This window comes from Bradyrhizobium sp. (assembly GCF_016213215.1).
Taxonomy (GTDB): domain Bacteria; phylum Pseudomonadota; class Alphaproteobacteria; order Rhizobiales; family Xanthobacteraceae; genus Bradyrhizobium.
Genome location: NZ_JACRAW010000007.1, coordinates 1 through 13144, shown reverse-complemented (window position 1 = coordinate 13144; position 13144 = coordinate 1). Strand labels below are relative to the sequence as shown.

Genomic DNA, 13144 nt, shown 5'->3' with positions numbered 1-13144 from the left:
CCGGGCAATCCGATGGCAAAAGTGGGGGAATGGCCGGACGTGGATCACCTGCGACCGTTTCCGATCATCGAGCGATGCCTTCGTCGGTATCCATTGCCGCCATGGGCACCGAGAACAAACAGACGCAGCCGGGCAAGGCTGCACGGGAGGAAACATGAATTCGAAAGACGTGCCCGGAGTTGTCGGCCCATTCGCGGGTCTCGACGTGCCCTGGCTATTGAGGATGCGCGCGGAAGTGCGTCGCGACCATCCGTTCCTGATCTGGGCTCCGTTCGATGCGCCGGCACGACGCTATACTTATGGCGAATTTCACGACCGCGTCGGCGCGCTGGCCGCCGGGCTTGTAAAACGCGGCATCAAACCGGGCGACCATGTGCTGATCCATCTCGACAATTGCATCGAGGCGATACTGGCCTGGTTTGCCTGCGTCGAACTCGGCGCCATTGCCGTCACCACCAACACCCGCTCGGCGCCGGCGGAGATGGAATACTTCGCCGGCCATTGCGGCGCGGTCGCCGCGATCACGCAGCCCTCCTATGCCGAAATGATCGCGTCGCATTGTCGCAATCTGCGCTGGATGGCGGTGACCTCGCATGATGCCGGCGTGGCGCCCGCGCAACTATCTTCGCGCGGCGATCGTTTCGAGGCGCTGTTTGCCGACAGCGCCGACCGTCCTCGGCGCGCCGCCGATCCGTCGGCACCGTGCAGCGTCCAATATACGTCCGGCACCACCTCGCGCCCGAAGGCCGTGCTGTGGACTCACGCCAACGCGCTGTGGGGCGCCAAGGTGAACGCCGCGCACCAGGACCTGCACCAGACCGACGTGCACCAGACCTATTTGCCGCTGTTTCATACCAATGCGCTGGCTTATTCCATGCTGGGCAGCCTGTGGGTCGGCGCGACATGCGTGGTCCAGCCGCGTTTTTCCGCGAGCCGGTTCTGGAGCGTGGCGCTCGAGCACGGCTGCACCTGGACCTCGACGATACCCTTCTGCATGAAGGCGCTGCTCGAGCGCGAGATCCCGAAGCAGCACAAGTTCCGGCTCTGGGGCACCGCGCTCTGCGAACCGCCGGCCTTTGCCGCCTTCGGCGTCAAGATCATCGGCTGGTGGGGCATGACGGAAACCATCACCCACGGCATTGTCGGCGAGGTCGACCAGCCCAACACGCCGATGTCGATCGGCCGCGCCGCGCCCGAATACTCCATCCGTATCGTCGATGACGACGGCCGCCCGGTCGAGGTCGGCGGCACCGGCAATCTCCTCATCAAGGGCATTCCCGGGCTGTCGCTGTTCAGGGAATACCTGCACAACGAAAAAGCGACGCGCGAGAGCTTTGACGAGCACGGCTATTTCATCACCGGCGACCGTGTCACGCTGCTCGACAACGGCTTCATCAAGTTCGGCGACCGCGCCAAGGACATGCTGAAGGTCGGCGGCGAGAACGTCGCGGCTTCCGAGATCGAGCAGGTCATCGCCGTAATGCCCGGGGTGCGCGAGGTCGCCGTGGTCGGCAAGAGGCACCCGATGCTCGACGAAGTGCCGGCCGTCTTCGTCATCCCGCAAGACGGAATCGCCGGAGCGCCTTTGGACTTGCAGGACAGCATCATGACCGCGTGCCGCAGCGCGCTCGCCGACTTCAAGGTGCCGCACGAAGTCCGCTTGGTCGACGAGATGCCGCGCTCGACACTGGAGAAGGTGGCCAAGGCCGAGCTGAGGAAGATGCTGGACTGAAGCTTGGTCGTTCCGAGGCGCGGTGCGAAGTCGCAGGGTGGGTTAGCCGAAGGCGTAACCCACCTGCCTGGGGCGCAGAAAGTGCTGGGTTACGCTCCGCTAACCCACCCTACACAGTGGAGAAGGCTTCGTCAGAACGATCCCATCGCCACCGGGCGGAAGGCCTGCAGCAAGGGCTGGTCCAGCTTGCCGCCCATGGCCTCCATCATCGAGAAGGCGCGCAGGTGAGTGAAGGGCGCGCGATAGGACCGGGTCTCTATCAGAGCCGTATAGATGTCGACGACGGTGGTCAGCCGTACGATATCGCTGATCTGGTTGGCCTTGAGGTGGTTGGGATAGCCGCTGCCATCGAGCAGTTCGTGGTGATGCAGCACCACATCGAGCATTTCCGGCGGGAAGCCGCCCTGGTCGGCGAGCGCTTCGTAGCCGCGCCGTGGATGTTGGCGAATTTCCTGCATCTCCGCGTCGGTCAGCTTGCCCGTCTTGTCGAGGATTTCCAGCGGAATGAATGCCTTGCCCACATCGTGCAGCAGCGCCGCCCGGGTCAGGCGTCGTTGATCGTCATCGCGCATGCCGAGGTGCTGCGCGAAAGCAACCGCATAGCCGGTCGCGAACAGGCAGTGCCGATAGGTGCCGACGTGATGGCACGCCACCGTGGTCAGCCATTGCCGCAATGAACCATGCTTGATCGCCTTGATGACGTGGTTCTCGACCGCAACGACGTCGTCGAAGCTCAAGGGAGTGCCGGCCGGAAATTTGTCGAGCATCTTGACCAGGACCGCATGCGCGGCCTCGACGCCGCAATTGACCGCCTTGCCGCGTTCGCTGGCGTCATAGGCGCCGGTGTCCGGGAAAGCGGCTCGGATGCGTCGCAGGATGGCGTCGCGATCGAGCGGCCGCGAAATCGTGTCGGTAGCGCCAAGCGCCCAGGCCTGCATCGTTCCGTGATGGAGCGCATCGGCGAGCACGAACAGGCGCGGCATGGAGCCGTACGCCTGGTGGCGCAGCTTGTTGCGCACCCGCTGCACGCTTTCCGGCGAGCGCAGGTTGATATCGACTATGATGCCGGACAGATCGCGGGACGGGCGCTCGGGGATGTCCAAAGTCGCGACGGTGTCGACCTCGCCGACGGCCTGCAGGATATCGGCAAGTTCGTCGCTTCTGTCAGGGCGATCCGAGGCAAGCAGCAACCGGCGCTTGGACGGAGCCTCTTCGGCTAAAGCGGACGAGGACTCTTTGGCTAAGGCTGTCATGGGACCCCGACAGTAACGGCACAGGACAATTCCTGCCGAGCCTAGTGGGATTAGGTTCTCCGGGCCTTAATACGCATGCTGAACGAGGGTTTACCGCGATCGTTACAATTTGAGCGATTCTCTTTCGTCCCGCGCCCCGCCAAAGCAGCGCGGCGGATCACGGCGCAAACAAAATCCGCCGAAGGAGAACCTCCGGCGGATGGTCTTCCGGCCGCTGGATGACACCCACCGGGTTCAGCCTTGCGCGAAAGAATGATCGCGTCCTGCACAGAGGCAATTGCAATTTGGAATTGATTGAAACGAGGGCGGTCCGACTTGGCACCATGTTGCGTTGCGACAGCGGCGCTCGCACAAGCAAGAGCGGAGTCGCATCGCGCCAAAAAGCGCATGCCGAACCGTTGTTTGAGTGGCTCCCGCCGAAGCGATCACGCTAGAATGAATTTCGGAACCGGGATGGTGCGATGCCAAAGATTGATCGGAACGGCGTGAAAATTCACTACGAAGTTTATGGCAACGGTCCGCCGCTGCTCCTGACCCACGGCTATTCGGCGACGTCGGCGATGTGGCAGGGCCAGGTCGATGCGCTGTCGAAGGATCACCAGCTCATCCTGTGGGACATGCGCGGACACGGCGCGTCCGATTACCCGGACGATCCCAACGCCTACAGCGAAACACTGACGGTCGGCGACATGGCCGCGCTGCTGGACGCCGTCGGCGCCAAGCGCGCCATCGTCGGCGGACTGTCGCTTGGCGGCTACATGTCGCTTGCCTTCTATCGGGCTCATCCCGAGCGGGTCCGGGCACTTCTCATCATCGACACCGGTCCGGGCTTCAAGAAGGACGAGGCCCGCGACGCCTGGAACAAGCGCGCCTATGAGACCGCGGAGCGTCTGGAGCGGGAGGGCCTTTCAATTCTCGATTCGGCAAGCCGCGAGCGATCGAGCGCGAAACACCGCGACGCCACCGGTCTTGCGCGTGCCGCGCGCGGCATGCTGACCCAGCGCGATGCCCGTGTCATCGAGCTCTTGCCCGAGATCAAGGTGCCGTCGCTGATCGTGGTCGGCGCCGACGACACCCCATTCCTCGCTGCCTCCGATTACATGGCCGCGAAAATTCCCGGCGCGAGAAAGATCGTGATCCCCTCGGCCGGTCACGCCGTGAACATCGACCAGCCGCTGCCCTTCCTCGATGCGGTGCTCCCGTTCCTTGAGGCGCTGCCGCGCGAGCCCGGCGCGGAAAGGAGTGGCGGATGAGCGAGCCGCTCAACAGTTGCGCCCTCCTATTAACGGCGCTCTGCCTTCTGCCGCCGCCGGCCAACGCCCAGCAATTTGTCCCATCCGAACAACCTCGCCGGCCCTTCACCGCGACGCTATCGAACACCACGCCGCTGGCGTTCGGGATGGACGTCGAGGAAACTGCGCGCGCGCTCGGCCAGCCCCTGCAATATGTCAGCGGCCGTCCCGGCAATGAAATCTATCTCGCATTGCGCAATACCGGCGGCAGTGGCCTGGTCAATCACCATCACCGCCTGTTCCTGCAGTTTCGCCACGGTCGCCTTGCAGGCTGGAAGGGTGATTGGGGCGAGAACTGGATGTGGGAATAGGTCGTTTTCAGGATGCGAATCTTTTCGGTGCGCGAGGCTTTCAACCCTCATGGTGAGGAGGCGCGTTAGCGCCGTCTCGAACCATGAGGCCCGACACGGGCCTTCATCCTTCGAGACGCTTGCTTCGCAAGCTCCTCAGGATGAGGAGATACATAGAGCTCCCTTAATAATGGCGGGAGAGAACCGCCGGGACTTGAACCAGCTATGAGCGGCAAGAGGAATAACAACGTGGGAACAGACATCAAGCTGACGGCCTCGGACCATTTTCAGCTGGGCGCCTACCGCGCCGACCCGAGCGGCGCCCCGAAAGGCGCGATCGTGGTGATCCAGGAGATATTCGGCGTCAACCACCACATCCGTTCGGTCTGCGATCGTCTGGCGGCGCACGGCTACGTCGCCGTCGCACCGTCGATCTTCGATCGCACCGAGCCCAACTTCCAGTCGGGTTATTCGCCCGATGAGATCGCGGTGGCCCGCAAGTTCATCGCCAATGCCGATTGGCCGGCGATGCTGCGCGATACCCAGGCGGCGATCGACGCGGTGAAGGACACAGGCCCGGTCGGAATCATCGGCTTTTGTCTCGGGGGCAGCATCGCCTACGCCGCCGCGACCAAGCTGACCGGATTGTCCGCCGCGATCGGCTATTACGGCAGCGCCGTCGTGCGCTTTGCCGACGACAAGCCCAAGGTGCCGACCCAATTGCACTTCGGCGAGAAGGACGCCAGCATTCCCTTGAGCGACGTCGAGACCATCAGGGCCAAGCGACCCGAGGTGGAGGTCTTTGTCTATCCCGGCGCCCAGCACGGCTTCCACTGCGATGAACGAGCCAGCTACGACAAGGCCAGCGCCGAGGTTGCCTGGCCGCGCAGCATGGCTTTCTTCGCCAGGCATCTGAAGAGATAGGCCGGACGCCATTCCGGGCGCGCGTCGGCGCTAAGGGATTCCGGAAATATGCTGCGGAAGGATCAGAACCAGCGTTCGCCGACGTGGATGGTGTCGCCGGGACCGACCGGCGTGCCGAGCGGTACCACCACGCGCATCGAACCGGAAGCATCGGTATGCGTCATCGTGACGAGATCGCGCTTTGCCCGGGGCGAGAAACCGCCGGCGATTGCGACCGCACTCTCCACCGTCATGTTCGGCACATAAGGATATTGGCCGGGCGCCGCGACCTCGCCGAGGATGAAGAAAGGCCGGTAGGTTTCGATCTCGACCGCAACCGACGGCTCGCGAATGTAGCCATTACGCAGCTTGGCGGAGATCTCCGCGGCAAGCCCGGCCGTCGTGCGGCCGCGCGCCGGCACCGCGCCGATCAAGGGCATGGTGATCGAGCCGCCCGCGTCGATGGCATAGGTGTTGGTGAGACCGTCCTGGCCGTAGATCACGACTCTCAGCTTGTCGCCGGCATCGAGCCGATAGGCTGCGTCATACCGCACCGGCTGGGACGGCGGCATCGGTGCGGCGTAGGCAACGGGCGACGGCGCGTGGCGGGGCGAGGCAGCAAAGGCGTTGCGCGCGGCGCTGATCGCGCCGCCACCGCTGGAGTCGGCGGCAACCGGCGGAGCCGTGCGCGTGGGCTGGCCATAGGCCATGTGATCGAGATCGCCGGAAGACTGCGCCACCGCGACCGGGCCTGGCGTTTGCATGCAGCCCGAGAGGACGAGCGCGGCGACAGCGGCAATCATCGATAAGTCAAACGCGCGCGCAACTCGCACCGTAGCTATCCCTTCGACGGCGATAGCTTAAGTCTTGCACCCGTTATGGTTAACAAAGCGTTTCGGCAGCCCCACGCCGACCGGGCGAGGACTGCCGTGAAGACGCGGTCAGGCGCTTACGCCGACCCCGATCGGGCAGGACACGCCGGTGCCGCCAAGCCCGCAATAGCCGGCCGGATTCTTGGCCAGATATTGCTGGTGATAGTCTTCCGCGAAATAGAACTCACCGGCCGGAACGATTTCGGTGGTGATGACGCCAAGCCTCTTCGCCGCGAGCGCCTTCTGATAGAGCGCCCTGGACTCCTCGGCTGCTTTAAGCTGCCCGTCACTGAAGGTGTAGATCGCACTTCGATATTGCGTGCCGAGATCATTGCCCTGGCGCATGCCCTGCGTGGGGTCGTGGCTCTCCCAGAACCTCTTCAACAGGCTTTGATAGGAGATTCTCTTCGGATCGAACACGACCAGCACCACCTCGGTGTGTCCCGTGAGACCCGAACAGACTTCTTCATAGGTGGGGTTCGGCGTATGGCCGCCGGCATAGCCGGCCGCCGTAACGTAGACGCGGTCACCGAGCTCCCAGAACTTGCGCTCCGCGCCCCAGAAGCAGCCAAGTCCGAATACCGCCTGCTCGAGACCCGCCGGGTAGGGCGGCTTGAGCTTGTGACCATTGATGAAGTGGCTGGCGGCGGTCGGAATCGGTTGTGCACGACCCGGCAGCGCCTCGGCGGCACTCGGCAGTGCCGTGCTCTTACGCGTGAACAGCATGGATCGATCTCCGAACAGGCAAGCCCGTCTCAACGCGAAATCGCGCCGCGGGTGCCTTCAATGCAAGGCATTATTATAAGCCAATACGCCGGAGCGGGCAGTCCTGTTACGTCGGCGCGATCCGGCGACAGCAATGCAGGGTGACGACTAGTCGCGTGAATAGCCGATCAATGGCTTGCGCGGCCGGAACAGAACCATCAGGAGGATTCCGAGGACGCCCAGCACGGCGAAGACCGGCTGGTCCAGGATCAGCTTGTCAACGGAACTCCAGAGCCAGGGGGCGTTGCTCTCGACCCAAATCCGGACGGCCTGCTGGCTGGACTGGTGAATGTCGTTCCAGAACTGGCCGAAACGGGTGAACCGCAGCGTCTGGTCGGCGACCCAGCGGGCGCCGTCATAGACCATGAAGATGAACCCGCCGGCCAGCAGCAACAGCCCCACAAGTCGGAAAAAGCCGCGGATCATGCGTCACCCTAGAAACAAGGCCGGCAGACAGGGTTCCCAGGAGCCCATCTCCCTCGGTCACCTGAAATCCCGCCAGCCAATACCCAAGCGGGCCTGGAAATTCAACCTCGTCAGTGGCTTATCACCCCACCCGACCGCCTGGCGGACCGGCAAAGAGCCTTGCAAGGCGTTGACGGTACCACGCCTGCCCTCTATAAGGGCGCCAAATGGCGGCGGGCGCAATCCCGCCGCCGCTGTTCTTTGAGCAGTGCACAGATCAGGCTAAACACTGACTGTTTCGTCTCGCTCGGAGAACGGCTTTTTCAACCAATACCGTAAAACCGAGCGTCGATCACGCGGTCAGCAGCCGGCGCCGTTGAAGCCCGATCAAACGACCGGTCACCGCCGAAGGATATTTGAGACCATGGCCAACACCACTTCCGCCAAGAAAGCGACGCGCAAGATTGCCCGCCGTACCGTGATCAACAAGTCGCGCCGCACGCAGATGCGCAGCGCGGTTCGCCTGGTCGAAGAGGCGATCAAGACCGGCGATCGCGATGCGGCGGTGAAGGCGATGGCGAGTGCCGAACCGGCATTGATGCGCGCGGCTCAGCGCAACATCGTTCACAAGAACAACGCCAGCCGCAAAGTATCGCGGCTGACGCATCAGATCGCAAAGCTTGCGAAATGAGCTGAACGAAAACGACATTCGTCAATGAGCCCGGCTTCGCCGGGCTTTTTCTTTTTTATATCGCTGTTGCTTTGCTGTCGCACCCAGTCGGAATCGCCTCAAAAACCCGTAGTTTTCTCGGCGCATCTTTTCGCTCCGCAATTCTCCGTATTCTTACGGCGGCAATGACGCGCTGAAAACCGTCGTGCAGTTGCGGGAAAGCTTGCGAACGCGACGCCGAAACCGACTCTTGGAGCGCCTGCAGTTCCTTTTGCATTGCGCCGCGGGAGTTACCCATCGAAATGAGTCCTGAAAAACGATGGCTCGGTAATCACTTATCCCCATAGCGACAACAAGCATTTCGAAAACTCGCTCACACGGCTTTCGCTTGACGCTTTTATGAAAATTTTTTGCCGCGCTGTCCTATTTGTGACACCCCAATCGGGCTTTGCGATTCTGCACGGCGATTCAAAAACTTGCTTTCCCGTTCGTGAAGGCGGCTGCGGGCAGTCCCGTGCTCCGGGCAAGTTTCCGACAGTTCGGATTTGAATCAAATCGTTGCGGGCCGCCGCGCATCGTGTATTGCTTAGATCGTTCGCAGCGCCCACGATCTTGAGACCAGCGCGGTTTTGGAAACGGGGCGAGCGTGCAAATCGGCGGCGGTGTGCACGTTGGCGGAGCTTTACCAAGCGATTGTCGTGTCGCAACCCATAGCAATATGGGTGCGGTAGTTTTGTGTCTGAATTTCTCCGGCGGGGCATGCGTGCCTCGTTAGCTCAAGAGCAGGAGAGACACTCACGGACTACTCGGCACCAACGCCAAGCAAGGCCGGCGAACGGGGTTAGTATCGATTGAGTTACGTTGCGAACGAACAGTTGTTGTTCGGATGCATCCGTTTCTGAATCACAGCAGGACCTTGTCGCGAGTGATCGCGGCGGGATGGGGAGGTTTCATGCTATACGGAATGATCGCGGTATTGGAGCAAACTCCTTTTTCGAACCTTGTTGTCATAGTTGATTTCGTCTACCGGCAGCCGCCGACGTGCAATGGCGCGCCGAGTACGCGCTGACCTCGCGACCCGTCACCTTCAAATCGCTGAGCAGCCCAACGGCGTTTTCGCCGGAGGGGTGATCTATGCCCGAAGGTGAGCTCGCTTGAGGTCGTGCCATCGCAGGAAAGCTGCGCGGCATTCACCAACACAACATTACTCACTTTAGAGAAGTTATCAGACGATGACGACACCGGAACAAGAACGCTGGTCACGCGTGAAGGGCCGCCTGCGCTCAACCGTAGGCGAAGATGTTTACACAAGCTGGTTTGCCCGCATGGATCTGGAAGGTGTGCAGGACAAAAGCGTACGGCTTTCGGTCCCCACCCGCTTCCTGAAGAGCTGGATCCAGGCGCACTACGCCGAGCGCGTACTCTCCTGCTGGCAGGCCGAACTGCCGGACGTGCATCGCATTGATCTCACCGTGCGTTCGGCGATCCGCCCGGTGGCCCCGGGGAAGGAGGCTGCGCCAGCCATCGACCCGCGGCGTGCCGACCGTGCCGATGGCAGGACTGCCGATCTGCGCGCCACGGCGACCGTGCCGGTGTCCGCCAACCACGACGCGCTCGGTGGTTCGCCGCTTGATCCGCGGCTGACATTTGCCAGCTTCGTCATCGGCCGTTCCAACACGCTGGCGCATGCGGCGGCCCGCCAGGTCGCCGAGGGGCGCCGCGGCGATCCCGTGATGTTCAACCCGCTTTACATCCATGCCGGCGTCGGGCTCGGCAAGACCCACCTGCTGCAGGCGGTGACGTGGGCGGGCAACTCCGGCAACGAACGCAAGGTGCTGTATCTGACTGCGGAGAAGTTCATGTACGGCTTCGTCGCCGCATTGAAGACCCAGACGGCCCTGGCGTTCAAGGAAGCGCTGCGCGGCATCGACGTGCTCGTGATAGACGACCTTCAGTTCCTGCAAGGCAAGTCGACGCAAGCCGAGTTCTGCCACACGCTGAACGCGCTGATCGACGCCGGCCGGCAGGTGGTGATCGCGGCGGATCGTCCGCCGTCCGATCTGGAGAGCCTCGACGATCGCGTCCGCTCGCGCCTTGCCGGCGGCCTCGTGGTCGAGATGGGATCGCTTGGTGAAGAGCTGCGGCTTGGCATTCTCAAGTCGCGCGTCGCAGCCGCTCGCGCCCATCATGCAAGCTTCGACGTGCCGGACGACGTGCTGAACTATCTTGCCCGCACCATCACTCATAACGGTCGCGACCTCGAGGGAGCGATCAATCGCCTGCTCGCCCACTCCAAACTCAATGCGCAGCCGGTGACGCTGGAAATGGCCGAGCGCGAGGTCCGCGACCTGATCCGGCCGCAGGAGCCCAAGCGTATCAAGATCGAGGACATTCAGCGCGTGGTGGCGCGCCAGTACAATGTCAGCCGGTCGGACCTGTTGTCCTCGCGCCGCACCGCCAATGTGGTTCGTCCGCGCCAGGTCGCGATGTATCTGGCGAAGACCCTGACCTTGCGGTCGCTGCCGGAGATCGGTCGTCGCTTCGGCGGACGCGACCACACCACGGTGCTCCACGCGGTGCGCAAGATCGAGGCACTGGTCGCCAAGGACACGGCGCTATCCGAAGAGGTCGAGTCGCTGAAGCGCCAGCTGCAGGAGTGAGCCTTCGGCTCCTCCTGGCCACCTCTCGTCCGCAGAAGGTCGGCTCGCGACATGCCGCGAGCCGGGTTGTGCCTTGCCCGCTCCTGATGCTGCCCTTCCACGCCAACGAGTCGCGAAAAGGCCAGCAAAACGTGGGGAACTGCGCACCTATCCCTTGAATCCGGGGCTCATCCGCGCCACCTTGCGCGACCCCCGGGGGTTTGGTCAAATCCTTAACTGATCCGGCTTTTCGGGTGTCCAGCGCCGGGGCGTGCCATCGGGCCGCCCGGCTTTTCCATCTTGGGGATCAGGTGGGTAGTGCAATGAAGGTTACGGTCGAACGCGCGCAGCTCCTGAAATCGCTGGGCCATGTCCACCGGGTGGTCGAACGCCGCAATACCATCCCGATCCTCGGCAACGTGCTGGTGCGCGCCGAGAATACTCGTTTGTCGCTCAAGGCAACCGATCTCGACCTCGAGGTGACGGAAACACTGCCGGCCGAAACCGCCACCGCGGGCGCGACCACGGTGCCCGCGCACATGTTCTACGACATCGTGCGCAAGCTGCCCGACGGTTCGCAGATCGTGCTGGAGGCCGACGGCGACCGCGCCATTCTGGCGATCCGTGCCGGCCGCTCACGCTTCACGCTGCAGACGCTGCCGGAGAACGATTTTCCGGATCTTGCCGCCGGCGACATGACGCATTCCTTCGCGCTGCCCGCCAAGGACCTCAAGCGCCTGATCGACCGCACCCAGTTCGCGATCTCCACGGAAGAGACGCGCTACTATCTTAACGGCATCTATCTGCACGCCGCCGGGACCGCCAAGGCCGCCACGCTGCGCGGGGTCGCCACCGACGGGCACCGGCTGGCGCAGTTCGACCTCGTCCAGCCTACGGGCGCCGCCGGCATGCCGGGCGTGATCGTGCCGCGCAAGACGGTCGGGGAAGTACAGCGCCTGATCGAAGACAGCGAGGCGGAGGTCACCGTCGAGCTGTCGCAGGCCAAGATCCGCCTTACCATCGGCGACGTGGTGCTGACCTCGAAGCTGATCGACGGCACGTTCCCCGATTACGGCCGGGTCATCCCGCAGAACAACGACAAGGAGCTTCTCGTCGACAAGAAGGATTTCGAAGCCGCCGTCGACCGCGTTTCCACCATCTCGAGCGAGCGCGGACGGGCGGTGAAGCTGTCCCTGTCTCCCGGCAAGCTGGTGCTGTCGGTGACCAATCCCGACTCCGGCAGCGCGACCGAAGAGATCGAGGTCGAATATGCTTCCGACCCACTCGATATCGGTTTCAATTCCCGCTATTTGCTCGACATTGCGGCCCAGATCGAAGGCGAGGTCGCGGTCTTGAGACTTGCCGATCCGGGCTCACCCACCCTGATGCAGGACCAGAAGGACAAGAGCGCGCTCTACGTGCTGATGCCGATGCGGGTGTGACAGTTCTTCGTCATTGCCGGGCTTGACCCGGCAATCCATCAAAACGAGATGACTTACTGGGTGTACATTCTCGCCAGCAAACCCGGTGGAACGCTGTAGGTGGGCGTAACCAACGATTTGGTACGGCGCGTCTATGAACACCGCGAGGGCTTTGCGGAAAGCTTCACCAAGCGCTACGGCATTAAGATGCTCGTCTATTACGAGCCGCACGAAACGATCGCCGCCGCGCTCCAGCGCGAGAAAAACATTAAACATTGGTCTCGCGAGTGGAAAATCGACCTGATCGTTGCAAAGAACCCTGACTGGCGAGATCTTTATGATGAAATTGTCCGCTGACGCGGACGATGGATTGCCGGGTCAAGCCCGGCAATGACGAGCAAGATGACCCCGTCCCGCATCCATCGCCTGAGGCTGACGCATTTTCGTAATTACCGCGCGGCCGGCGTCGAGACGCAGGCCGACATGGTGGCTCTGGTCGGCCCTAATGGCGCCGGCAAGACCAATTGCCTTGAGGCGATCTCGTTTCTCTCGCCCGGCCGGGGCTTGCGCCGCGCCACGCTGGAGGATGTCGCCGACAATCAGGGCGATGGGTCCTGGGCCGTCTCGGCCGAGGTCGAGGGCGCCCTCGGGCTTGCCACGCTCGGCACGGGCATCGATGCACCGCAGCCCGACACCCCAACGACACGCCGCTGCCGCGTCGACCGTGAGCCAGCCTCCTCGCCGGCCGCGTTCGGCGACCACATTCGCACGGTGTGGCTCACCCCTGGCATGGACGGCCTGTTCCTTGGACCGGCCTCGGAGCGACGGCGCTTCTTCGACCGGTTGGTGCTTGCGATCGACAATGACCACTCCAGCCGCGTTTCGGCGCTCGAGCGCTCGCT

General features: G+C 62.9%; 12 protein-coding genes and 1 pseudogene. 9 read left to right on the top strand and 4 right to left on the bottom strand.

Features of this window, described 5'->3' with window-relative positions:
- The first annotated feature begins 154 nt into the window (after positions 1-154).
- Complete coding sequence (locus HY852_RS01310) at positions 155-1732, top strand: AMP-binding protein (RefSeq protein WP_291601936.1); 1578 nt, start codon at positions 155-157, stop codon at positions 1730-1732.
- Positions 1733-1863: 131 nt separating this feature from the next.
- On the opposite strand, the gene HY852_RS01305 is transcribed toward HY852_RS01310, so the two are convergent.
- Positions 1864-2985 carry an HD domain-containing phosphohydrolase gene (locus HY852_RS01305; RefSeq protein ID WP_291601934.1) on the bottom strand — a complete coding sequence of 374 codons (1122 nt, stop codon included), beginning with the start codon at positions 2983-2985 and terminating at the stop codon, positions 1864-1866.
- A 461-nt stretch (positions 2986-3446) separates the two neighbouring features.
- On the opposite strand from HY852_RS01305, the gene HY852_RS01300 reads away from it, so the two are divergent.
- The 3 genes from HY852_RS01300 to HY852_RS01290 all read left to right on the top strand — a co-directional run bounded on the left by HY852_RS01300 (position 3447) and on the right by HY852_RS01290 (position 5491).
- On the top strand, positions 3447-4238 hold the full coding sequence (locus tag HY852_RS01300; RefSeq protein ID WP_291601932.1) for an alpha/beta fold hydrolase: 792 nt from the start codon (positions 3447-3449) through the stop codon (positions 4236-4238).
- Complete coding sequence (locus HY852_RS01295; RefSeq protein WP_291601930.1) at positions 4235-4588, top strand: hypothetical protein; 354 nt, start codon at positions 4235-4237, stop codon at positions 4586-4588. Before HY852_RS01300 ends, HY852_RS01295 begins: the two co-directional genes overlap by 4 nt.
- Before the next feature lie 228 nt (positions 4589-4816).
- Positions 4817-5491: a dienelactone hydrolase family protein gene (locus HY852_RS01290; protein ID WP_291601927.1), complete on the top strand. Its 675-nt coding sequence runs from the start codon at positions 4817-4819 to the stop codon at positions 5489-5491.
- Between the two features lie 62 nt (positions 5492-5553).
- On the opposite strand, the gene HY852_RS01285 is transcribed toward HY852_RS01290, so the two are convergent.
- The 3 genes from HY852_RS01285 to HY852_RS01275 form a co-directional block, all read right to left on the bottom strand.
- Positions 5554-6273, bottom strand: a complete 720-nt coding sequence (locus HY852_RS01285; RefSeq protein WP_291601925.1) for a polysaccharide biosynthesis/export family protein — start codon at positions 6271-6273, stop codon at positions 5554-5556.
- 138 nt (positions 6274-6411) lie between these two features.
- Entirely contained in the window at positions 6412-7068 is a 657-nt protein-coding gene (gene msrA / locus HY852_RS01280) for a peptide-methionine (S)-S-oxide reductase MsrA (RefSeq protein ID WP_291601923.1), read from the bottom strand.
- A gap of 147 nt (positions 7069-7215) precedes the next feature.
- Positions 7216-7533 carry a hypothetical protein gene (locus HY852_RS01275; RefSeq protein WP_291601920.1) on the bottom strand — a complete coding sequence of 106 codons (318 nt, stop codon included), beginning with the start codon at positions 7531-7533 and terminating at the stop codon, positions 7216-7218.
- Positions 7534-7936: 403 nt separating this feature from the next.
- On the opposite strand from HY852_RS01275, the gene rpsT reads away from it, so the two are divergent.
- The 5 genes and pseudogenes from rpsT to HY852_RS01250 all read left to right on the top strand — a co-directional run.
- On the top strand, positions 7937-8203 hold the full coding sequence (gene rpsT / locus HY852_RS01270) for a 30S ribosomal protein S20 (RefSeq protein WP_291601918.1): 267 nt from the start codon (positions 7937-7939) through the stop codon (positions 8201-8203).
- Between the two features lie 1211 nt (positions 8204-9414).
- Positions 9415-10842, top strand: coding sequence for a chromosomal replication initiator protein DnaA (dnaA, locus tag HY852_RS01265; RefSeq protein WP_291601917.1), 1428 nt, complete (start codon positions 9415-9417; stop codon positions 10840-10842).
- 302 nt (positions 10843-11144) lie between these two features.
- Positions 11145-12263 carry a DNA polymerase III subunit beta gene (dnaN, locus tag HY852_RS01260; RefSeq protein WP_291601914.1) on the top strand — a complete coding sequence of 373 codons (1119 nt, stop codon included), beginning with the start codon at positions 11145-11147 and terminating at the stop codon, positions 12261-12263.
- Between the two features lie 99 nt (positions 12264-12362).
- Positions 12363-12599: a GIY-YIG nuclease family protein gene (locus HY852_RS01255; protein ID WP_291601912.1), complete on the top strand. Its 237-nt coding sequence runs from the start codon at positions 12363-12365 to the stop codon at positions 12597-12599.
- A gap of 45 nt (positions 12600-12644) precedes the next feature.
- Positions 12645-13144, top strand: a pseudogene (locus tag HY852_RS01250) (DNA replication and repair protein RecF); the annotation flags it as partial.